We start from the raw sequence: 22777 nt of genomic DNA, 5'->3' as shown, positions 1-22777 counted from the left end.
TTGTCCAGGCACGAAGAAACTGTATATTTGTTGCTAAACTGTACATCATCTTTATGATACGGTATTTCGTATTTCTCAACTACATAAGCTCCGAAAACTAAAATGTGATAACCCTTTGATAACCTCTCGATTTTCAAAAGGATTATATATGTAAATATTGAGGATTTATCTCTTAAAATTACTTGATTTTAGTGATAATTTACCATAAATATCATAATGTAGAAAAAACCAGGTCTTAAGAAAGCTCGTAAAGCATCACAATTTAGTAAACGTTAATTCGAAAGAATTACTATACTTACAAAGAGCACCTTTCGGGGTGTTCTTTTTTGTACTTTCTTACTAAATTGGTGCAACTGACACAGTTGTTGCGACTTTAGTCACTTACAAATGTGACTGCAACCTGACGAGGTCAGTTGCCTCAAAACGTTAATCAATACGATTATATCAATGTTTCAAAGAGTCTGGGACAAAAGTCTAACCTTAAATATAAAAAGCGAACAAAACGAGTTATCTGACACTCAGAATTCTGTCTTGTTCGCTTTTTTTGTCTAATCTATCGATTTTTAAAATTTATAATAAAGAATTCCTAAAATAAAAATCTTTTTGTCCCAAACTCTTTTTTGTCGATTTTTAAGCTCGTATAGCTTTGTGATAACCTTCTGATAACCTCTGAAAGTTTAGTTCCTTTAACAGAAGAGTTGGAACAAGTCGGAAAGAATATCAATTCTATAGCCCGTCTTGCAACTGTAGTTGGGAGAATAAGCTATGAAAATAAAATGGATATGTCTATTATGATGCAAAAAATAGTTGACGTGATGGAGGAAAAAGATGTTTATTTTCAAAAGTAATATGGATAAGGATTTCGATCAGATATGCGAATACATACTGAAATTAAAGCGAGCAGAATTATTTCTTCATGGAATTAAACAACAAGATAAAACGAAGGCTCGTTTGTATCATGCGATGCTGGAATACTACGATGCTAACCATAAAAAAGAAAGACATATGAGAATTTTAAAATAAAGAAACGCTGTTAAAAATTTTGCAGCGTTTTTTATATATCTTCTTAAAATATTTGTACACACAAATGACAGTCAAATTGATTTTTTGGATTATTTTGTCGAGAAGGAAAAATTTTTCATAATATGACTTTGCGAGCTCAGAGTCTGTATACACACACTCCTAAAATCATTCCCAAAATTTGTATACACATAGTGTATGTACTTTTTGGGTGATTTAATTTTTGGGGGAATCCCCAACCCCCTTTAGAAATAGTTAGATATAAGATTAAAAAATGGTATAATCTTAAAAGATAAACGTTTTTAAGGAGTAGACTTTGAAAGAGAATTTAATCAAATCAAAAAAGCGTGTTCAAAAGCATGGAGAGGTTTTTATACCATTCTGGATGGTACAGAAAATATTAGATACTCCAGGTATTAAAGAGACTTGTGAAGATATTTCTGCAACATTTTTAGAACCTTCTGCAGGAGATGGGAAATTTTTGCAAGCTATTTTAGAAAGAAAATTATCTGCTGTTATCATGTAATATGCAATATGATGAAAGAAGTTGGAAGACAAAATCATTGATTGCATTATCATCTATATATGGGATAGAATTTCTCGAAGATAATTTAGAAGTAGCACGTTCACGTATGTTTCTTTATTATTTAGATTGGTACGAACAAATTTTTAGTACTAAGCTAACTAGTAGAAGTGACATCTATAAATCTGCATATTATCTTATTCATAAAAATATAGTTAGAGGAAATACCTTAACTCAACGTCATCCTGTTACAGATGAACCTATTTGGTTTAATGAATGGCAACTTTTCAAAGGCCATTCTAGTTTGGTAAGACTGGGCAAAAAGTCTTTAAAATTAGAAAACGCATAGTATCAAGTGTTAAATCCTTGATATTATGCGTTTTATTGTTAGAAAATTTGCTTTATTTTCTCCTTAAGTTGAGTTTTTGCCCAGCCTCTATCAGAGCTTTTAGGTAAAAAGTTGAGGATAATACAGTTGTAGAAGGACGAACCCACTGAAAAAATAAGGAGCTTACTTTTAATGAAAGGAAAATCGAGGAATCTTTCATCAATTTGAGCGAATTCCTCGGTTATTTTGTATTTATTAAGGTCATAATTCGTTTTATATTGACCACGAAGATGGTTGTGGCTGCCTGTAACTCCATGCTGAAAAGACCCGATGCTCTCGCGACATCAAAGCCATGTCTCTGTTTTAGTTCGGCATTCTTCGCTTCGATTTTATAGCGATGTCTGGCCATTTCTTTAAAATAAGGTGTTTCCTGAAATTTCTTCTGGAAAAGATGGTCGTTACTCTTAATAGCCAATGAATAAGTTTTAAACTTTGCTCCCTCCTGATAACACCCTTCCTTGGAAAGACAATTCTTGCACTTTTCAATGTCAAAGTAATGAGTGACAACTTGATTCTTATTTTGATATTTTTTCCCTGTCCTTGCTTTGCGAACAGCCAAGTGTCCTTCTGGACAGACAAATAGCCCTGCGTCTTTATTAAATTCAAACGCATCCTCTTCTTTACGGTAACTTTTTGAAAAACAGAAGGGTTCAGTTTTGACACCAAATGAATCTTTTCTTTGCGAGTTAGTTGAATGTTGTTCTTTCCCGAATAAGCTGCATGACCAATAATAGTCTCGATGTCCAGACTATTTTCCTTTGTTTTGGCATATAACTCAGGTAAATATTTCCCATCGCTTTGTTCACCAGAAGTGACCACGCAAGCAGTAATAATCCGTTCATCCGTCATAGCGATATGACTTTTATATCCATAGAAAGAGGTGTCGGCTGTCTTATGTCCGAGCCTAGCCTCCTCCTTAACAGAAGCTTCCAAATGTTCTAAGTCGTCCTCGACAGCCTCTTTTAGGTAATTGAACTTTTGAGAAACAGCCGGTAGGGCTAAGAGTTCCTCGTGTTTTTCAACCACAGCCATTAACTCCTCTGTATAGGTCAACTCTGCTTCGAGGTTATCTTCTTGAGGTTTCTTTGGAAATTCTATTTTGATATCTTCTGAATGTTGATAAATTGTTTTACGTAAAGCTTTTGAACGCTCTCTAAGGATTTCTTGGGGTTTCTTATGATTATAATGAGATTTGGTGTGAGTGGCATCCACAATGAGGATTTTACTCTTAATCAAGTTATGTTCGAGTGCAATTTGAACAGACTTCTGAATCAATACATCAAGCAGTTTGTCATCTTTAATTCTTAGCTTTCTAAATTTCGTCAGAGAGGATGGCTCGATAACAGAATCTTCAGGAGCTAGACCAAGAAAAAATTTAAAGGCCATATCTGACAAGGAACGTCCTACCACATCTACATCTGATAACTAATAAATATCTTTTAACAAGAGATATTTGAACATCATAATCGGTGAATAAGCTTTACGCCCAAAATCGGGACGATAATTCTTTTCTAGTTCATCATAAATAAAGCTAAAATCACAGAGTTCAATTAGCTGACGTAAAAAGTGGGTTTTAGGAACCACGATATCATACAAACTAGAATAAGGACTGACATCCATAGTTAACTGATTATCAAGCATTATTTCACCTCATCTCTAGTATAACAAAAAAGCCATCAATTTGATGACTTTTTCAGTGGGCTCATGAAACGCTATGAGTTTTTTTGTTGTACTATATTTTACAATTTATCATTATAAAATAAATGCTGAACTTTTTGAAAGCTTCTAATTTGGAAAAATTAGAATTGCTGAAAAGTAAGAGTACATTAATGATATTTTATGAATATATGTACACACACTAATTAGTTATAAATATGAGAAACGAAAATTATATTAGTGTTGTTGAACTCGGCTAAAGGAAAATGGGAGAAAAAGTTATCAATTGAACGATACTTCAGTACCAATAAAATTGAGTACTAAAGTATACAAAAATTACTAATGGATTGAGACTTTTGTATTTGATTATACTGTAGAGAATATTAGTCAAATAAAATTGTTTTGTTTTCACTAATGCATTTCTTATTATTATCCCAGTAGTTAATACTTTCAAAGCTTCCTTTTCTTAAATAAAGCGGTATCCTTTTTCTTATATCATCTTGCATTGGTATTTTATCAATATCTTTTAGATTCCACCATTTTGGCTCACCTTCATCAGATGTGCTTAGTTCACCAGTAAACTGAGTACATAAAAAGTCATAGAAGACAAATCTCTCATTACCAATTGAATTAGTAAAGCCTGAAATTCCCTTTAATTCAAGATTTAATGCAGTGAGTCCAGTTTCTTCCTTAAGCTCCCGTAGTGCAGCTTCAAAAAAACTTTCAGGGAATTCAACTTTTCCCCCCGGTGGAATCCAGCCAGGAAAATTATCGTGCTGTCTATTAAGTAATAAAATTTCTTGATTTTTCAAAACGCAAATATTAACCCAGTTTTTGATTTTTTCAGTCATATTATCAACCTCCAATAAGTATTTTTTCATATATTAGACTATATGTCAAGAACTATATGCTATTTATGATTGTGACAAATGTGTCTCAGCTAAAGATTGATGATTTTTATGAAATAGCTGATAAACTCTCAGATATGACGATAAAATAATTTTTATAAGACTAGTTACCCTTATTATACTGTGGCAAAAAATAGAATTTCATTGATTTTCTGTATATATTTTCTAGTGATTCAAATGGGACATATGTGGGTCTTGTTTTACCTTTAAGAAAAGTTAATAATAAAATCAAGATATCTGAAGGATTTTAAGAAATGGATGGTATAGGTTATGTAATTTATATCAGAATTAGTAATATTCCTGAAAAAGCCTATGAATATGTTGTAAATGGGTACTCTGCTATTGGATGGATTATAGATCAGTATCAAGTTAAAACTGATAAAAAATCTGGAATCACTGATGATCCAAATGATTATAGTGATGATGAAAAGTATATCTTCAATTTGCTATTGAGAATTATTAATATATCTATCCAAACGATTGATTTAATAAATAGTTTACCTAAATTCGAAGTTTTAATAAGGAGATGAATACGTTGTCTAAAGTGTATTTGTCTTCTTTTATTTAAATTTAATTTTCAATAAACTGATTAATTTATCTTATGATATAATAAAAACAAGTACATTACATTAATTATCATAGTAAAGGAGTTGTTAAATGGAAAATTATAATGAGTTACTAACACTTAGGAATAAAATAGAAAATACACTGAATTATCAACTGTCACTAAGTAATTTAGAATTATATCATAGCAATCTATTTGCTGTTGTTCTGGAGAAGTCTGAATTTATTAATCATAAGTTTTTTAGTAATGTTATTGATATTAATAAAAAATATACAGATTTAAAGGTTTACAGAGAAAAAAATTCGATTGATTTAACTATCGAGGTTATTGATGAGGATAGAAGGACTCATGTTATTTTTATAGAAAATAAGGTTAAGTCTTTACCAGACAAAAGTCAATTAATTCGTTATTCTGAAAAAGATTCTAATGCTAAAGGGATACTTCTTAGTTTAGTTAAACCTGAATTTGAACTACCTGATAGTTGGTTTAGAAGAAGTTATGGTGAGCTAATTGAATATTATAGTGATTTACTTGATAAAGTAGATGAGACTTTTAGATTATTCTTAACAGATTATGTTGAATATATGAAGAATGTGAAAGAGTTTATTGAAAAGATAAGTTATGGCGAATCATACTTTTTAGAAGAGTGTAATAATAAAGTACTTGAAGGTATGAGATTAAGGTCTGTTGTCGAGAAGATTCATTATGCGAATTTAGAGAATAAGATTTCTGATTTAGAATATAAAACATACTCTGGTAGGATAAGAGGAGCTCATCATTTTGGGATTTATCTTCCTATCGAAGGTACTACGTCATCATTTGATATTCAGATACAAGGAAAACAGTATAGACATAAGGTTAATTTTTCTCTTGAAGATAAAGCAAAATTAGGTGATTTAGAAAGAATATGTGATAGTATAAAAGAGAAAACTTGTTTGTATAATTTCAATCTAGAGGATAATCCAATTTTAGAAAAATCATCTTCAAGAAAAAAATGGAAAACATATGGTAAAAAAGATTATTATGATTATGCTCATATAAAAAAACATGTATCTAGTAAAGAATTGATTAATTATATAAGAACGGATATTAAGAAAATTGAAGCGGATCTGAAAATTGTTAAAGATATTATTTTAGAAAATATTAAATCAACAACTAAATAAAAAAAATTAAATGCTGATGAAGCAGTATTGATAAGTATCAATCTTCTAAAGGATTTATATATTAAGGTTGAAAAGTGTGCTCGCCCTCATCATAATGAAACACCTAGCCTATTATCTTAAGAAAAACAGATTCAGTAAGGAATGCAGAATAATCATTATTATTTAACCAAAAATTAGGAGAAAATAAATGAAATATGACTTTAATTACTGGCAATTCTCGCCGGAAAATCAATATTTGGATCGGAAATCCGCACGAAAGAAGCCACAAGAACTACTTAAGCACTTGATTGCCTTTGCTAATGCTGACGGAGGTCAGTTGATTATCGGGATTGAAGATGAAAAGCAGCATAATATTATCACTGGTTTTAAGGATGGGAAAGCCTATCCGATTGATGATTTCAAAAAGATAGACCGAGAGATGCGGGATACACCGTTGGATTTATCTTTTGAGGAAATACCTGTGATCAATCATAAGGGAGAAGACGACCTGATTTTGCTTATCTCAGTTGAATTATCATCGAATCGAGTGATTGCCGCTCCAAATGATGAAGTTTATCTACGACAGGGAGACGAATCAGTCAAGTTGAGTTATGAGCAACGTATACAACTTAGTTATGATAAGGGACAGCGTTTCTTTGAAGATGAAATCATTGAAGATGCCACATTAGATGATATTGATGAACTATTGGTTCAGGATTTTAAGGACCATTTTGATATTTCAGAACGTTCAACTGAGGAGATATTAAAGGCAAGAAGGTTTCTTATCAATGGTAAATTAACAAAGGCGGCTATTCTTATCTTTGGTAAGTATCCTTCAGCATTTTTCCCTCAAGCACGTGTTCGTTTTCAACGATTTGATGGGGTAGATGTAGGTACAGGAAGTGAATTTAATGTTATTAAGGAAGTAACATTTGATGATGCATTGCCTAAATTAATTGTTAAAGTTAGAGATTTTATTCGAACCCAGCTACGAGAGTTTCAGTATCTAGATAGTGATGGTAGATTTCAGATACTTCCAGAATATCCTGAATTTGCCTGGTTTGAAGGAATTGTAAATGCAGTAACCCACAGGAATTATTCAGTATACGGAGATCATATCAGGGTATTGATGTTTGATAATCGTTTAGAGATTCATAGCCCAGGAAAACTACCGAATATTGTAACTGTTGAGAATATAAGACATGAACGTTTTTCTAGAAATCCGCGTATAGCTCGTACCTTAACTGAATTTGGATGGGTCCGAGAAATGAATGAGGGAGTAAAACGAATCTATTCTGAAATGGAATCTGCTTTTCTCCATGAACCGTGTTACTCTGAACCAGGTAACAAAGTAGTTTTAACATTAGAAAACAGTATTACAAGTAGAACATTGAGAACGCGTGATTCTTTGGAAAGTAAACTTAGAGATTATAGTGATTTAAGTGTTGATGAAAAACTATTGATACAGTATATGTACAATACAGCAGAACCTATGACAACTAAAAAAGTAGCAGAGTTCTTAGGTAGGAGTGTTTCTTACTCGTCCAAATTATTGAAAACGTTGAGAGCAAAAGGCATTTTAACATGGTATGGGACAAGTACGAAAGATCGCAGTCAATACTATAAATTAGAAATGAAATAAAAACGAAGAAAAACGAAGAAAAACGAAGAAAACATAGTTACTAATTAGTGAATTTAGAAAGTAATCTTACTTTTAAATTCATGAAATTCATTCGCTTTATAGTTTTGCAATTTATTTGTTTGTATGGGAATGTGATTTGTATTATACATCATTTCACCTTTAATTAATGAAACGAAGAAAAACGAAGAAAAACGAAGAAAAATAAATCGTTATTTCTCAACTACATGAGCTCCGAAAACTAAAAAAGTGATAACCCTTTGATAACCTCTCGATTTTTAAAAGGGTTATATATGTAAAAATTGAGGATTTATCTCTTAAAATTACTTGATCTTAGTGATAATTTACCATAAATATCATGATGTAGAAAAAACCAGGTCTTAAGAAAGCTCGTAAAGCTTCACAATTCTCAAAACGTTAATCAATACGATTATATCAACGTTTCAAAGCACCCATAGGGTGCTTTTTTCGTGTTTTTTTAAAAAGTTTACCTCAAAGTTCACCTTATTTTCACCTTATTGTTTTAGAGACTTTAAAGCAAATTCACCTACTGTCATAGGAACTACATTAGAGGTATTTACATAAATCTGTGTTGTTCCTGTGTCACTGTGTGTTAGAGCCTCAGAAATAGCTTCTAAGCTCATTCCTGCTTCTTTAGCAAGCGTTGCTCCTGTATGTCGCAGTTTATGAGGTGTAGCATGTTCCAGCTCTTTATGTCGCTTTCTGATGCTTTTCATTTTATTGTTTAGATAGTCAGCATGTAAAGGTTTGTTGATGTTTCCTCTTGTGTCGACATATGTAAAAACAAATTGTTCTGGATTACTGATGATGCCAAACTTTGCCAGTTCATATTTTTGTTGCTCTTTCCAAGAGGTAAGAAACTGAAGTAAGTCATTAGAAATAGAGAAAATAGTTTTCTTGTTTCCTTTAGTAAGTTTTACTTGTCCATATCTATCTAAAGCTTGAATTAGCTGAATCTGTGATTTTGAAAAATCGATATGTTTCCATTGAAGAGCATATGTTTCGGATTTTCTATCGTCTAAGAAAAAAGTGAGATAAAATAGGACATAATCTTTAAGGGTTATTTTATCATTATCTAAATCTTCTTGAAATGCTGAGAACCATTCTTGGAGTTGTTCATGAGTTAGATATAAATCTTCCTCTCTCTTTGACTCTGCAAGTTGAATCTTTTTAGTGGCCTTTATTCTTCTTAATATTTTTGCAACTTTATTAGCTTCTATATACTAAAGTTCTTCTGCCCAGTCAAAGATAGAATGAACTGCACCCCAAAAGATAGATTTTTTCTGTCTAACTTTTTGGGGCCAGTTCAATAATCATTCTGTTTTATATATACTAAGACATACATATAAATTTATGTAAGTTCTTTGATTTATATATAGAAAAAGAGAAGACCGGCTGGCCTTCTCTTTGGGGGAACTAGAATCATTGAAAAGAATTAAGTAAAGATTTTAATTAGTCTTTGAAATTCTTTTGGAAGATGAGTAGAGACAATATTGAAGTAATAGCAGCCAAGAATAAGAAGGCATCTGCTTCTTGCTCTCCAGTTTCTGGGAGTTGTTTTTCCTTGTCTTGTTTAACTGTAGTAGCAACAGGTGCTTTTTCATCTTTTCTTGGTGAATCTTCTGTTACAACTGCAGGAGCTGGTTTTTCAGTTTCTCTAGGTAGAACATACTCAGGGAGAGTCACAACTGGTGGTGTCTCTGTTCCTACAGAACTTTGTTTAGTCCCGACTTCAATCACTCTGTCTTTTGCTGGAGTTGATTCAGTTTGGACAACCTTACGATTGCCACCATCTACTTCGACGTACTCAACTAGCAGGCCGTCTTTACCTTCTGCTAGAACTTGTTCTTTACCTTTATCTAAGTTTGGATTTTCGCGACGGATAGTCTTGAATGGTATCACCTTCTTGACAATATCCAAACTTGGGAGTTGGAAGACAAGCTCTTTAACCCCTTCTTCAGGACTTGAAGAAGTAATTGGTTTTTCAGGTTGTTTCGGTTCAACTGGTTTTTCTGGTTGGCTAGGTTGCAATTGCTTGATTTGTTCAAGAGCCTTATTGAGAGCTTTGTTGACGTCTTCTTGAGTCTTCGCTTCTTGGATAGCTGCGATTGCTTTATCAGTAATTTCGACTAATTTCTTCTTAGCCTCGTTGTTAGCACCGAGTTCAGTCACTTTTTTCTCAATAGCTTCAGTCAAGCTAGCCATAGCCTTATCATAATTGATTTCAGGCTGTTCCGGTTGTTTTGGTTCAACCGGTTTTTCTGGTTGGCTAGGTTGCAATTGCTTGATTTGTTCAAGAGCCTTATTGAGGGCTTTGTTGACGTCTTCTTGAGTCTTCGCTTCTTGGATAGCTGCGATTGCTTTATCAGTAATTTCGACTAATTTCTTCTTAGCCTCGTTGTTAGTACCAAGTTCAGCCACTTTTTTCTCAATAGCTTCAGTTAAGCTAGCCATAGCCTTATCATAATTGATTTCAGGCTGTTCAGGTTGTTTCGGTTCAACTGGTTGTTCTGGGCCTGTTTCGTCTCCAGGTTTTTGGTAATTTTCATCTTTGCTAAGAATATCTTGCAAAGCAGTGACTGTTGACATCACATCTTGTACATTTACCGTATCAGAACTTAATTGTGCAGAAAGTTTATCAAGATTAGACTTAAATGCTTGGCGTGCAGTTGCAGTATCTTTCAATCCAGCAGGATTAAAGTTAGACAAATCTTCTTTCCATTTAGAGATAGATTGAAGGATTTCTGCTTTGCTGTATAGCTCACTTCCTTCGCCTTTGGTAATGAATTGATCCACTTGCATACCAATATTTTTGGTTAAATCATTCTTGTCAGGGTCTAGTTGGAGAGTTACTGCGTGCAAGTTTTCATCAAGTCCTTTTAGGTTGACTAGAGTTTGGTCACCTTGGCGTTGGGCAGCGTGACCGCTAAAGTATTTCTTGCCATCAATAGTGGATGCATTGCCCATACCATCTTGATAGGTGACTTCTTTACCGTCAAGGAATACTTTATAGACACCATGACTTGGGTCAACAAATCCTTTGATTTCTAAGCCTGTACCATAGAAATAAGCAGTCACAGTTGTCTTTTTCTTCTGATCCTCTGTCAGATGTCCAAATGATACCCATGATTCAGTGTTTTGGTATTTGCCAGAAGAGTTGGTTTCGTGTCTCCAGCCAGGACTGTAATCTAATTGGCTAGCTTGGTCGTCGTAATTTGTCTGATTCGTCTTCAATAAATCAGCTTTCATTACTCGAATAGTTGCGTCGGTAGCAAAACCGAGTAGAGCACCATCAGACACAGAAGTGAGTTTTGCTTTGAAGTCAAAGATTGAGTCAGCTTGTTCGGTGAAGTCGATAGTTGGAATGGTAACAGTTTTTTCTGTTTCACCATCTGCAAAGGTCACATCTTGAGTTGTATCTTGGTAAACCTTACCGTGAACACCTGTTCCAGGTTCCGTAATGAAGCGAACGGTAGCAGCTCCCTTGCTTCCACCAACACGCTTAATTGTAACAGTAACAGGTTTTCCTTTTTCGACATCGTAAGAAGTTGCTTCAAGTTCAAACATACCCTTGCTGTTATTGTTTAGAGTGTAGATTCCTTCTGTAGCAATTGGTTCACCTGTTTTGTTAACGAGAGTAATAGTGTGTTCTCCAGGTGCTAAATCACCAGTTTCGTAAACTTTTTGGCTACGTTTACGGCTACTGTTCTTGGTTTGTACATCTGCGACCTTTTGACCATCCACGTATACAGACATTTCACCATGGTTTGGATCTACTGTTGATACGACGTAAGCCTTGGTTCCTGTGAAACGGTAGGTGACTTTGGCATCTTTCTTGTTGGTCCACATAGAAGTACCGCGAATACCTTCTGACTCGTTGTACCAAGTTGTACCTTCCTTGTCAGCCGTTGTATTTGAGTGGTATTCTAGTCCAAGAGGATATCCATCATTCTTTTCGATAGTGCTTGGAGTTTTATAGACTGAGAAGTTGGTTAGGATTGGTGTAGCTTGTGAGCCAGTAATCGTAACTCGGATTTTTTGTGCTTCTACAGGTTGACCTTGGATCAAACGACGATAGCCTACGGTTGAACCTTCACCATATGGGACCCAGCGTCCGTTGATTTCGACTTCAATCTTGAATCCAGAAATACGTTGTCCTTTGGCAATATCTTCCTTGAGTTCTACGACGTCAAAACGTCTCTTTTGTCCCAAATCGACTGTGAAGCTACCCGTTGTGGCATCATTTGAGAGTGCCCAGCTAGTATCATCTTTACCGTCTGTAAGGTGGCTGGTCTTGTAGAGATGATTCTGACGAGTAGAACTTGCCGTAACAGTTGCTCCTTTGGCAAAATCAGTGGCATACATTTGATCTAGAGTCGCTTTGAACTCTTTCAAGCGAGCCACGTCAGCATCTGCGAATTTACCTTCTTTGTTTGGTGGAATGTTGAGAAGAAGTGGCGTTCCACGACCAACAGACTTAAAGTAGATATCCATCAATTCTTTGAGGGATTTTGGCTGCTGGTTATCGTGGTAGAACCAGCCGGAGCGGATGGAAACATCTGCTTCTCCTACAGAGTACATATCTCCGTCAGGGTCACCGTGGTTAAGGTATTCGTTCTTAACATTTTCGGTGATGTTTGCTTTCTTGACCTTGTGCCATACAGGGTCACCAGCGATACCACGCTCATTTCCAATCCAACGGATACTTGTTGGTTCGGCAGAGAAGATAGCGATATCTCCTTCAGCTTCCTTGATGTATTTGAACCACTCATCAAAAGTATAGGTTACTTTTTGGGCACCACTACCGCGTGCTCCATCCATCCAGACTTCGATAAATTTACCCTTATTACCGTATTTTGGATTACCAAGGATTTCTTTTAGTTGATTGAGGTAGTATTCGTTGTATTCTTTTTGAGTAGCTACCTTATATTTAGGGCTATTAACATCCCATGGTGATAGGTAAACACCCATGTTCATATCGTATTTAGTAGCAGATTTAGAGATTTCTTCTAGAAGGTCACCTTTTCCATCCTTCCATGGGCTTGCAGCTACGGTATGATTTGTATATTTAGATGGGTAAATAACGAAACCATCGTGGTGTTTGACAACCATAATAGTTCGTTTAAAGCCAGTTTCCTTTAGAGTACGGATCCATTGATCTGTATCTAAGTTAGTTGGATTGAAGTTTTTAGGGTCTTCATTTCCATGTCCCCACTCAGAATTAGTATAAGTATTCATACCATAGTGGATGAAGGCAGCTAATTCTTCCTTGTGATAATCAAGTTGAGCCTTGCTTGGAAGGGGGCCATGGTTTCCGATCTCTGTTTCCTTATCTTCTGGATGAGCAGCAGGTAAAACATTTGAAGTCGGACTAGAGATATCAGATATTTTTTCGTATTCAAAGACAATATCATTCACACCCTTGTGCTGGATGCTGGCTTCTAAGCGTGGAGTGAGCGCACGGTAGCCTGCGATTTCTTTTGCTTCAAAAGTGTTTACAAAAGAAACATCGTATTCTTTTTCGTCATTATTATCAGTAGCAACATTTGCTAATTCTTGCTCTGAGCCTTTCAAACGATAATGAATGGCAAATGAACCTTTATTCACTTTATAAACCACCTTGATGATTCGTGTTCCTGGAGCTGTTTTGCTGACAACGTTGTAGGTCCACTCATCTTTGAGTTGCTTGTTGATTTCGACGCCATCAATAGAGACAATCTGGTATTTCTCTTGATTTTTTGTATAGAAGTCGGTCTTAGCGATTTCTTTTTTGAAGTCATAGTCAAAAGCTGTTCCGACTTCAGTCTTTTCAACGAAAGTATCATCAGTCTTGATTGGATTACCAGTTTCATCTACGTGTTGAACCACTACACGTCCGTAATCGATCCCTTTAATGAGTGTCGCAACACCGTTTTCATCGAAAGAATATTGATTTTCACCAATAACAGCAGTTTTATTTCTGAACATTTCTCCTTCAGGAGTAAAGTAATATCGTTTTCCGTTATCACCTTGGTACCAACCTTTGACACCATATTTTGCGATAATATCTTTTACCCATTTGACTTGCTCAGGTGAGAGGACGATCCCACCACCGAAACGGTCTTTGTCAGGGATGCCGTTTTCAATTGTGCCGTGTTGGTGAACACCGACTACTTTACCATCACCGTTGATAATACCAGCACCTGAAAGGCCTGAAACAGAAGTCATATGATAGGTGATGCCTTTTGAGCCTTTATCATCATAATTATCAACAGATTTCACGACACCATCAGCCTTGTAAAGTTGACCAGCTACAATTGGTTTTTTGAGCTCAGGTGAGCTTGAATCAGTTGGATATCCAATCGTGCTAACAGGATCTCCTGGTTGATAGGTTTTGTTTTCTGCCAAGGGAACAAAGGTAGCAGCTTTATTTGGACTAGCGATTTGAAGAGGAACAGGTGCTACAACAGCAGCCAGGTCATTTTGATATCCTTTTCCAAATTCTTTCTTGTTCCAAAAATGAATATCTTCTTCTTTGAAAAGAGTAGTATTACCCGTTACAGGTTGAGAATTGCGAACAGCAGAATTGGAACCGAGGTTATAGTAAAACTTAGCAGAATCTCCACCTCGAATATGTCCTTCTTTTGTATCACGGTCTGATTCTAAAAAGTTGTGAGCGACAGTCAAGATGACATTTGGTGCTACAAAAATACCAGAACCAGACACGATATAGCGTTGGGAACCACCATTGTAAATAGTGTAAATCATACTAGCAGCAGTAGCAGGTTGTCCTTCATAAGGGACGTGCTTCAAATCTAGACCACCGTTGATGATCGCACGATTACTATTTTCAGCTTCTTTTGGAAGTTCTTCCTTATTTTTTAGAATGCTTTCTGTCTCAACTTTAGGGCTATCCTTCTTGTCTACGATTGCTGAAGTATCTATGTTTTTCACGGGCGTGTCAGGATAAGCTTGATCGTGGATTTCTTCAGGAAGTAAGTCAGTAGTTTTAGTATCTGCTACAGATTTTTCTTCTACTGGTTTAACAGTTTTCTCTGCTTGCTCTGATTCTTGAGGTGTAGAGATTACAGGACTTTCATTTTTGGTTTCTGGTTTGGTTTTTTCAGCCTCGGCCAATTTTTCTACGTTTGGTTGAGAACTTGTAGTTTCAATTTTTGCTTCGTCAGCTAGTGCTGTTCCAGATGCAAAAAAAGCGAGACCAACCATAACCGAAGCAACACCAACGGTTAATTTTCTGATGCTAAAAGTTTGCCCTTTTTCAAAAAGGTATCGATTCATAATGTACTCCTAGTTTGAATAAAGACAGTCAGCTACTGTCTGAGCCCAAGTATGACTTGGAAACGATTTTCTTTAATGATAGTTAATTTATGCAATAGCTTGAGATTAATTACCCCTCCTGTTTAAGCGCTTTCATTTTAAGATAAAAAAATTTAAATTGTCATCTTAATCTTTAAAATGATCCAAAAACCTTAATATAACAAATATACTAAATTATTCCAAGAAATGCAATAGAGAAATGCAAGAAAATCCATCTAATTTAAAGAATTTCGTTTACTTTTTAAAGAAAATCCATCCTTCTGTTTTTGGGAGTATAGAAGGATGGATTTGAATGAAGTTCAGAGTAGATTACGTATGGCCTCTTCAATTTGTTTTGGGTCTGTTTTTGAAGAAAAGCGTACAAAGACCTGCCCATCTCGACCAATGAGAAACTTAGCGAAATTCCATTCGATTCGTTTTCCTAGGGGGCCAGATTTCTGGTCTTTCAACCAAACATAGAGGGAATCTGCTTCTTTGCCGTTGACCTTAATCTTGGCAAAGCGTGGGAAAGTGGTTTGATAGTTTAGGCTACAGAAACTATTGATTTCCTCTGCGCTGCCTGGTGCTTGTCCCATAAACTGATTGCAAGGGAAGTCTAAAATCTCAAAACCTTGTTCTTGATAGCGATCATAGAGTTCTTGAAGTCCTTGGTACTGGGGCGTTAAACCACATCCGGTAGCAGTGTTGACAACCAAGAGAATCTTACCACGATAGGCATTTAGTGAGGTTTCTTGATTGTCTTGGTTCAAGACTGAAAAATCGTATAGTGAAGTCATTGCTTGCTTTTCTCCTTCTGTTTGGTATTTTTAGGAGGTTTCTCCTCCTGTAGGGATAGAAATCCGTAGGTCAGAGTTCCAAAAATGCTACCGATAATCAGGCCATACATTAGGAAAGGACCACTTTTATCGAATTGCATGAGCAACTTCCCAAAATCTGAAAAGGACATCTGCTGAACGAAGACTTTATGAAAGATGAGTAAGGTAAAGAAGCCGATCTGAATACCGATAAACACAATCCAGCTTCGGAATTTGATTTGGGCTTTGCTGTAGGTCTTGAGGATGATTTCTGATTTGTCATCCTTTTCAAGATGAAGCTCTTGGACGGCTCTTTGGGTTTTTAAAGTAATGAAAAAAATGAGTCCAGAGTAAACATAGGGCATAGCATAGCGAACCACTTCTATGAAGCGTCCAAATAACAGATAAAACAAGAAGAGAAAGAAGGAAGAATAAACGATTTGAACCATAGAACGGGCACAAGCCTTGTAGATAATCTCTTGTCGGCATTCATCAAAAGGGCCCTGAATGTGAAAGAGATTTCGAAGTAGGCGAGTGGTTAAGTCTTCTTTTTTCATGCTAGTAACCTCCTAAATGAGTGGTTTTTGATTGACTTCTTTAACGAGTTGATAGAGATAATAAAGATAAGTGATAGAAGAAAGGCTAGCGATAGTGAGCAGTAAATAATACTTCCAATTGCTTGAGATGAGCATCAGTTGTAGTAAGGATAGCATCATAAAGCACAGTGCTAAGTTGAGTATGCGCATTTTTTGGGAGTCGATCTTTAGATAAGTCAATCCTTTGTTGAGTGCTGGGATAAAGACTGGAAGGAAGACTATATCGTAGATTGGCAAGTTCCCTGAAACGATGATGAAGATGAGCAGTGAAGCAAACAAAAGATGATAGGTAAGTAAAGTTACTAGTGATTTCATAGGGCACCTCCTAATCATTATCCTGCTCTTTCTTAGTTTTTGCAATGCGACGGGAGATGAGGAACTGTATGCTTGCCCCGAAGAAAATAGAACCGAGAATGCTTGATACACCATTTCTTATAGTGAGAAGAGACTGAAAATAGTCCTGACCTTCACCTATGAGTATATCGAGAAGAGGAGTTATAAAAAATATCCATAGACCAAAGAACAAACCTGCTTTCAGACCTGGGTAGCGAAGTTGCTTGCTTTCTTTCTCATTCAGCATATCTGGTTCAATAGTTGTAATCCCTGTTTTTTTCATTTGGTAGGTGACATAGCCAGCAGAGATAAGGGCAATCACTAAAATCAGAGGAGGATAGACTAGAGCCACTAGCTGAGGATATTTATAGGCCAGAAGGAGTGGAATAAGATTTCCGAAAATCATCAGATAAAATAGGAAGATAAAGACTTGGTTACCTATACGGTCTGCCTCGCGTCGTTTGTATTCGTCAAGTGGATCAGAAATACCGTATGTGCGCTTGATCAGTTTTTCAGTGAAGGTTTCTTTTTTCATGAGTTGACTCCTTTTTTAAAAATTATCCTCCCAAAAGAGACTGTTGAGGTCAGTTTGGAGGCTGCGGGCGAGATTGAGACAGAGTTCCAGAGTTGGGTTGTACTTGTCGTTCTCAATCATATTGATGGTTTGTCTCGAGACACCGATATCCTTGGCTAGCTCTAGCTGGGAAATGCCCAGTTCCTTGCGAAATTCTTTCACACGATTCATCTGGACTCCTTTCTGCTTTGTGTCGTATATATTTGACTACATTATATTCTTCTATGGAATGAATGTCAAGCATATTTGACATATTTCTTAAAGAAATCTTACTTTTTTTGACCTATTTGTCTGACTAGTGCAAGCTAGTCAGATTTGTGGTAAAATAGATAAGATATGACAAAAGAATTTCATCATGTAACGGTCTTACTCCACGAAACGATTGATATGCTCGACGTAAAGCCTGACGGTATCTACGTTGATGCGACTTTGGGTGGAGCGGGCCATAGCGAATATTTATTAAGTAAATTAAGTGAAAAAGGTCATCTCTATGCCTTTGACCAGGACCAGAATGCCATTGACAACGCGCAAAAACGCTTGGCTCCTTACATTGAAAAGGGAATGGTGACTTTTATCAAGGATAACTTCCGTCATCTACAGGCACGTTTGCGCGAAGCTGGTGTTCAGGAAATTGATGGAATTTGTTATGACTTGGGAGTGTCTAGTCCTCAGCTGGACCAGCGTGAGCGTGGTTTTTCTTATAAAAAGGATGCGCCACTGGACATGCGCATGAATCAGGATGCTAGTCTGACAGCCTATGAAGTGGTGAATCACTATGACTATCATGACTTGGTTCGTATTTTCTTCAAGTATGGTGAGGATAAATTCTCTAAACAGATTGCGCGTAAGATTGAACAAGCGCGTGAAGTCAAGCCAATCGAGACAACGACTGAGTTAGCAGAAATTATCAAGTCGGCCAAACCTGCCAAGGAGCTCAAGAAGAAGGGCCATCCTGCCAAGCAGATTTTCCAGGCTATTCGAATTGAAGTCAATGATGAACTGGGAGCGGCAGATGAATCCATCCAGCAGGCTATGGAGATGTTGGCTCTAGATGGTAGAATTTCAGTGATTACCTTCCATTCACTAGAAGACCGCTTGACCAAACAATTGTTCAAGGAAGCTTCAACTGTGGAAGTTCCCAAAGGTTTGCCTTTCATCCCAGATGATCTCAAGCCCAAGATGGAATTGGTATCCCGTAAGCCAATCTTGCCAAGTGCAGAAGAATTAGAAGCCAATAACCGCTCGCACTCAGCTAAGTTGCGTGTGGCCAGAAAAATTCACAAGTAAGAGGGAAAAATGGTAGATAAGAAAGAAACAACCAGTCAATTCTTGCAGAATCGTATAAAAAAATTCTCACGTGTGGAGAAGGCTTTTTATCTTTCCATCGCTTTTACGGCACTCGTTTTAGCAGTGAGCATTATCTTTATGCAGACACGACTCTTGCAAGTGCAAAGTGATTTGACAAAAATCAATGCGCAGATAGAGGAAAAGAAGACAGAGCTGGACGATGCCAAGCAGGAAGTGAATGAATTGATTCGTTCAGAGCGCTTGAAAGAAATTGCAGATAAAAAAGATTTGAAATTGAATAATGAAAACATCCGAACAGCGGAGTAAGATATGAAATGGACAGAAAAAATAACCCGATTTGCGGTAAAAAATCGTAAATCTCCAGCAGAAAACCGTAGGATAGTTGGCAAGTACCTCAGCTTTGTAGCTGTTGCCCTTTTCGGCCTCTTTTTGGCCAATTTTGCTTATATTATCGCAAAAGGTAATATATTTGGTACTGACTTGGTAAAAGAGGCTAAAAAGGTTCACCAAACCACTCGAACAGTTCCTGCCAAACGTGGGACTATCTATGACCGAAATGGAGTGCCTATTGCTGAAGATGCGACTTCCTATAACGTCTATGCTGTTATTGATAAAAAATACAAGTCAGCAACTGGAAAAATTCTTTATGTAGAGGATTCGCAGTTTAATAAGGTAGCTGAAGTCTTCCATAAGTATTTAGACATGGATGAAGCTTATGTGAAAGAGCAATTAGCTCAACCAAATCTGACCCAAGTTTCCTTTGGAGCAAAAGGAAATGGGATTACCTATGCCAATATGATGGCAATTAAAAAAGATTTAAAAGATGCTAGTGTGGAAGGGATTGACTTTACAACGAGCCCTAACAGAAGCTATCCAAATGGCCAATTTGCTTCTAGTTTTATTGGGTTAGCCCAACTACATGAAAATGAGGACGGCAGTAAGAGTTTATTAGGAACTTCTGGTCTGGAGAGTTCATTAAATACCATTCTTGCTGGGACAGATGGTATTATTACCTATGAAAAAGACCGTGTAGGAAATATCGTACCAGGTACAGAACAGGTGTCGCAACAAACTGTGGATGGTAAGGATGTTTATACAACATTGTCTAGCCCGCTCCAATCTTTCATGGAAACTCAGATGGATGCCTTTCTACAAAAAGTAAAAGGTAAGTATATGACCGCGACCTTGGTCAGTGCAAAGACCGGTGAAATCCTCGCTACCACCCAACGACCTACCTTTAATGCAGATACTAAAGAAGGAATCACTGAGGACTTTGTTTGGCGTGATATTCTTTATCAAAGTAACTACGAACCAGGATCAACCATGAAGGTCATGACGTTAGCTTCTTCTATTGATAATAATACCTTCCCAGGTGGAGAATACTTCAATAGCAGTGAATTAAAAATAGCGGATGCGACGATTCGAGATTGGGACGTTAATGAAGGTTTGACCGGTGGTGGTATGATGACATTTTCTCAAGGGTTTGCTCACTCAAGTAATATTGGGATGACACTTCTTGAGCAGAAAATGGGTGATGCTACCTGGTTGGATTATCTAAACCGCTTTAAATTTGGGGTTCCAACTCGTTTTGGTCTGACTGATGAGTATACAGGTCAATTGCCTGCAGATAATATTGTCAATATTGCCATGAGTGCATTTGGTCAGGGGATTTCTGTAACGCAGACGCAAATGATTCGTGCCTTTACAGCCATTGCCAATGATGGCGTCATGTTAGAGCCTAAATTTATTACGGCCTTGTATGATCCAAATGATCAAACCGTTCGTAAATCTCAAAAAGAAATCGTAGGAAATCCCGTTTCGAAAGATGCAGCTAGCCAAACTCGTACTCACATGGTCTTGGTAGGAACGGATCCTAGATATGGAACTATGTACAATCATAGTACAGGAAAAGCAACTGTCAATGTTCCAGGTCAAAATGTAGCCCTCAAGTCTGGTACAGCCCAAATCGCTGACGAGAAAAATGGAGGCTACTTGGTTGGTTCTACCAACTACATTTTCTCGGTTGTGGCTATGAACCCTGCTGAAAATCCTGATTTTATCTTGTATGTAACGGTTCAACAGCCTGAACATTATTCAGGTATCCAATTGGGAGAATTTGCCAACCCAATTCTTGAAAGAGCTTCAGCTATGAAAGAATCTCTCAATCTTCAATCTCCTGCTAAGAATTTAGATCAAGTGACGACAGAGTCTTCTTATGCAATGCCTAGCATCAAGGATATTTCACCTGGTGATTTGGCAGAAGCCTTACGCCGAAATATTGTGCAACCAATCGTTGTAGGTACTGGAACAAAGATTAAAGAATCATCTGTAGAAGAAGGGACCAATCTTGCACCAAACCAACAAGTTCTCCTTTTATCGGATAAGGTAGAAGAAATTCCAGACATGTATGGCTGGAAAAAAGAGACTGCTGAGGCCTTTGCTAAATGGTTGGATATTGAGCTGGAATTTGAAGGGTCAGGTTCTGTTGTTCAGAAGCAAGATGTTCGGACTAATACAGCTATCAAAAACATTAAAAAAATTAAATTAACTTTAGGAGACTAATATGTTTATTTCCATCAGTGCTGGAATTGTGACATTTTTACTAACTTTAGTAGGAATTCCGGCCTTTATCCAATTTTATAGAAAGGCGCAAATTACAGGCCAGCAGATGCATGAGGATGTCAAACAGCACCAGGCAAAAGCTGGGACTCCTACAATGGGAGGTTTGGTTTTCTTAATTGCTTCTGTTTTAGTTGCTTTCTTTTTCGCCCTATTTAGTAATCAACTCAGCAATAATGTTGGTATGATTTTATTTATCTTGGTTCTTTATGGTTTAATCGGATTTTTGGACGACTTCCTCAAGGTCTTCCGCAAAATCAATGAGGGGCTAAATCCCAAGCAGAAATTGGCTCTTCAGCTTCTAGGTGGTGTCATTTTTTACCTTTTCTATGAGCGTGGTGGCGATATGCTTTCTGTCTTTGGCTACCAAGTGCATCTAGGGATTTTCTATATTGTCTTCGCTCTTTTCTGGCTAGTCGGTTTTTCAAACGCAGTAAACTTGACAGACGGTATTGACGGTTTAGCTAGCATTTCCGTTGTGATTAGTTTGTCTGCCTATGGAGTTATTGCCTATGTGCAAGGTCAGATGGATATCCTTCTAGTGATTCTTGCCATGATTGGTGGTTTGCTTGGTTTCTTTGTCTTTAACCATAAGCCTGCTAAGGTCTTTATGGGAGATGTGGGAAGTTTGGCTCTCGGTGGAATGCTGGCAGCTATTTCAATGGCTCTCCACCAAGAATGGACTCTCTTGATTATCGGAATTATTTATGTCTTTGAAACAACTTCGGTCATGATGCAAGTCGGCTATTTCAAAATGACTGGTGGAAAACGTATTTTCCGTATGACGCCTGTGCATCACCATTTTGAACTTGGAGGATTGTCTGGTAAAGGAAATCCTTGGAGCGAGTGGAAGGTTGACTTCTTCTTTTGGGGAGTGGGGCTTCTAGCAAGTCTTTTGACGCTAGCATTTTTATACCTACTGTAAAAAATAATCTAGTGTTTCGATTGTACTACACGAAAACGGACGATAGTAACGTATGCAGATAGTCTAGTAGATAATATAAAGTAATAAAAATTTCTAAAATAATGATATAAGATACTTACTCAAGGTATAATACGAGTTAAGTAATAGAATGTGTCTAATGTCCGATTTTTTTAGAAAATCTAAAAAATGATTGGGTAACATTATTATCATAATGGTATATTTAGTTGGAATCTTGCAACAGAAATTCAAGAAAGTGAAGAGTTCATTGTTCTAAATTTCAAAAAATTTAAAACTGAAATGTTTAATATCATGACAGACTAAAGAACCTGAGACAAAATAGTTCTCAGCCACAAAAAAGCTAGAGATCTCTAATAGCGGAACTCTAGCTTTTTAATTTTGAGTCGTTCTCTTATTGTATTTTAGGAGGTTATTGGCCATAAGTACCAATC

15 protein-coding genes and 4 pseudogenes are annotated in these 22777 nt (G+C 36.6%); 10 read left to right on the top strand and 9 right to left on the bottom strand.

Annotated elements, in window-relative coordinates; translation table 11 throughout:
• Positions 1 to 698: 698 nt before the first annotated feature.
• From QM409_RS02805 to QM409_RS02795, 3 genes and pseudogenes are all read left to right on the top strand, one after another.
• The gene (locus tag QM409_RS02805) at positions 699 to 848 is read left to right on the top strand and encodes a hypothetical protein (RefSeq protein WP_414305264.1); all 150 of its coding nucleotides are present in this window, start codon (positions 699 to 701) and stop codon (positions 846 to 848) included.
• Complete coding sequence (locus tag QM409_RS02800; protein WP_000469564.1) at positions 829 to 1023, top strand: hypothetical protein; 195 nt, start codon at positions 829 to 831, stop codon at positions 1021 to 1023. Before QM409_RS02805 ends, QM409_RS02800 begins: the two co-directional genes overlap by 20 nt.
• 313 nt (positions 1024 to 1336) lie before the next feature.
• A pseudogene (locus QM409_RS02795) lies at positions 1337 to 1856 on the top strand (methylase); the annotation flags it as partial.
• 256 nt (positions 1857 to 2112) lie between these two features.
• Here the strand turns inward: QM409_RS02795 and QM409_RS02790 are convergent.
• A pseudogene (locus QM409_RS02790) lies at positions 2113 to 3572 on the bottom strand (IS1182 family transposase).
• Positions 3573 to 3970: 398 nt separating this feature from the next.
• Complete coding sequence (locus tag QM409_RS02785; RefSeq protein ID WP_084888180.1) at positions 3971 to 4438, bottom strand: 8-oxo-dGTP diphosphatase; 468 nt, start codon at positions 4436 to 4438, stop codon at positions 3971 to 3973.
• A 338-nt stretch (positions 4439 to 4776) separates the two neighbouring features.
• Between QM409_RS02785 and QM409_RS02780 the strand changes: the two are divergent.
• The 3 genes and pseudogenes from QM409_RS02780 to QM409_RS02770 all read left to right on the top strand — a co-directional run.
• Positions 4777 to 5025: pseudogene (locus QM409_RS02780) on the top strand (type ISP restriction/modification enzyme); the annotation flags it as partial.
• A 127-nt stretch (positions 5026 to 5152) separates the two neighbouring features.
• Positions 5153 to 6223 (top strand): PD-(D/E)XK nuclease family protein, encoded by a 1071-nt coding sequence (locus QM409_RS02775; protein WP_084888178.1) that lies wholly within the window; start codon positions 5153 to 5155, stop codon positions 6221 to 6223.
• Between the two features lie 187 nt (positions 6224 to 6410).
• Entirely contained in the window at positions 6411 to 7844 is a 1434-nt protein-coding gene (locus QM409_RS02770) for an ATP-binding protein (protein WP_084888176.1), read from the top strand.
• A gap of 512 nt (positions 7845 to 8356) precedes the next feature.
• On the opposite strand, the pseudogene QM409_RS02765 reads toward QM409_RS02770, so the two are convergent.
• The 7 genes and pseudogenes from QM409_RS02765 to QM409_RS02735 form a co-directional block, all read right to left on the bottom strand.
• Positions 8357 to 9121 (bottom strand): annotated as a pseudogene (locus QM409_RS02765) (tyrosine-type recombinase/integrase); the annotation flags it as partial.
• A 193-nt stretch (positions 9122 to 9314) separates the two neighbouring features.
• Entirely contained in the window at positions 9315 to 15140 is a 5826-nt protein-coding gene (locus QM409_RS02760) for an alpha-L-fucosidase (RefSeq protein WP_414310488.1), read from the bottom strand.
• Positions 15141 to 15478: 338 nt separating this feature from the next.
• A complete protein-coding gene (locus QM409_RS02755) occupies positions 15479 to 15955 on the bottom strand; it encodes a glutathione peroxidase (protein ID WP_414305691.1) in 477 nt (158 codons plus the stop codon).
• Positions 15952 to 16530: a DUF3278 domain-containing protein gene (locus QM409_RS02750; RefSeq protein ID WP_000711244.1), complete on the bottom strand. Its 579-nt coding sequence runs from the start codon at positions 16528 to 16530 to the stop codon at positions 15952 to 15954. The genes QM409_RS02755 and QM409_RS02750 overlap by 4 nt, the downstream gene beginning before the upstream one ends.
• 12 nt (positions 16531 to 16542) lie before the next feature.
• Positions 16543 to 16884, bottom strand: a complete 342-nt coding sequence (locus tag QM409_RS02745) for a hypothetical protein (RefSeq protein WP_414305692.1) — start codon at positions 16882 to 16884, stop codon at positions 16543 to 16545.
• Between the two features lie 10 nt (positions 16885 to 16894).
• Complete coding sequence (locus QM409_RS02740; protein WP_000712350.1) at positions 16895 to 17437, bottom strand: DUF3278 domain-containing protein; 543 nt, start codon at positions 17435 to 17437, stop codon at positions 16895 to 16897.
• A 15-nt stretch (positions 17438 to 17452) separates the two neighbouring features.
• The gene (locus QM409_RS02735) at positions 17453 to 17647 is read right to left on the bottom strand and encodes a helix-turn-helix transcriptional regulator (protein WP_001082471.1); all 195 of its coding nucleotides are present in this window, start codon (positions 17645 to 17647) and stop codon (positions 17453 to 17455) included.
• 165 nt (positions 17648 to 17812) lie between these two features.
• Here QM409_RS02735 and rsmH point away from each other — a divergent pair, with 165 nt between their 5' ends.
• From rsmH to mraY, 4 genes are read left to right on the top strand one after another with little or no spacing between them, the layout of a single operon-like run.
• Positions 17813 to 18763 (top strand): 16S rRNA (cytosine(1402)-N(4))-methyltransferase RsmH, encoded by a 951-nt coding sequence (gene rsmH, locus QM409_RS02730; protein ID WP_000159402.1) that lies wholly within the window; start codon positions 17813 to 17815, stop codon positions 18761 to 18763.
• Positions 18764 to 18772: 9 nt separating this feature from the next.
• A complete protein-coding gene (ftsL, locus tag QM409_RS02725; RefSeq protein ID WP_000227824.1) occupies positions 18773 to 19090 on the top strand; it encodes a cell division protein FtsL in 318 nt (105 codons plus the stop codon).
• Between the two features lie 3 nt (positions 19091 to 19093).
• The gene (pbp2X, locus tag QM409_RS02720) at positions 19094 to 21346 is read left to right on the top strand and encodes a penicillin-binding protein PBP2X (protein ID WP_414305693.1); all 2253 of its coding nucleotides are present in this window, start codon (positions 19094 to 19096) and stop codon (positions 21344 to 21346) included.
• A gap of 1 nt (position 21347) precedes the next feature.
• Entirely contained in the window at positions 21348 to 22328 is a 981-nt protein-coding gene (mraY, locus tag QM409_RS02715; RefSeq protein ID WP_261146875.1) for a phospho-N-acetylmuramoyl-pentapeptide-transferase, read from the top strand.
• The last annotated feature ends 449 nt before the right edge of the window (positions 22329 to 22777 follow it).

The sequence above is a fragment of the Streptococcus mitis genome (genome assembly GCF_047465045.1).
In the GTDB taxonomy this organism is placed as follows: domain Bacteria; phylum Bacillota; class Bacilli; order Lactobacillales; family Streptococcaceae; genus Streptococcus; species Streptococcus mitis_DT.
Note: the sequence above shows the minus strand (reverse complement) of the source record. Positions and strands in the feature narration are given on the sequence as shown.

What these genes read in the sequence shown, in the direction of transcription:
- QM409_RS02800 (WP_000469564.1), top strand. Translation starts at nt 829, where the DNA reads ATGTTTATTTTCAAAAGTAATATGGATAAGGATTTCGATCAGATATGC.
- QM409_RS02785 (WP_084888180.1), bottom strand. Translation starts at nt 4,438, where the DNA reads ATGACTGAAAAAATCAAAAACTGGGTTAATATTTGCGTTTTGAAAAAT.
- QM409_RS02775 (WP_084888178.1), top strand. Translation starts at nt 5,153, where the DNA reads ATGGAAAATTATAATGAGTTACTAACACTTAGGAATAAAATAGAAAAT.
- QM409_RS02770 (WP_084888176.1), top strand. Translation starts at nt 6,411, where the DNA reads ATGAAATATGACTTTAATTACTGGCAATTCTCGCCGGAAAATCAATAT.
- QM409_RS02760 (WP_414310488.1), bottom strand. Translation starts at nt 15,140, where the DNA reads ATGAATCGATACCTTTTTGAAAAAGGGCAAACTTTTAGCATCAGAAAA.
- QM409_RS02755 (WP_414305691.1), bottom strand. Translation starts at nt 15,955, where the DNA reads ATGACTTCACTATACGATTTTTCAGTCTTGAACCAAGACAATCAAGAA.
- QM409_RS02750 (WP_000711244.1), bottom strand. Translation starts at nt 16,530, where the DNA reads ATGAAAAAAGAAGACTTAACCACTCGCCTACTTCGAAATCTCTTTCAC.
- QM409_RS02745 (WP_414305692.1), bottom strand. Translation starts at nt 16,884, where the DNA reads ATGAAATCACTAGTAACTTTACTTACCTATCATCTTTTGTTTGCTTCA.
- QM409_RS02740 (WP_000712350.1), bottom strand. Translation starts at nt 17,437, where the DNA reads ATGAAAAAAGAAACCTTCACTGAAAAACTGATCAAGCGCACATACGGT.
- QM409_RS02735 (WP_001082471.1), bottom strand. Translation starts at nt 17,647, where the DNA reads ATGAATCGTGTGAAAGAATTTCGCAAGGAACTGGGCATTTCCCAGCTA.
- rsmH (WP_000159402.1), top strand. Translation starts at nt 17,813, where the DNA reads ATGACAAAAGAATTTCATCATGTAACGGTCTTACTCCACGAAACGATT.
- ftsL (WP_000227824.1), top strand. Translation starts at nt 18,773, where the DNA reads ATGGTAGATAAGAAAGAAACAACCAGTCAATTCTTGCAGAATCGTATA.
- pbp2X (WP_414305693.1), top strand. Translation starts at nt 19,094, where the DNA reads ATGAAATGGACAGAAAAAATAACCCGATTTGCGGTAAAAAATCGTAAA.
- mraY (WP_261146875.1), top strand. Translation starts at nt 21,348, where the DNA reads ATGTTTATTTCCATCAGTGCTGGAATTGTGACATTTTTACTAACTTTA.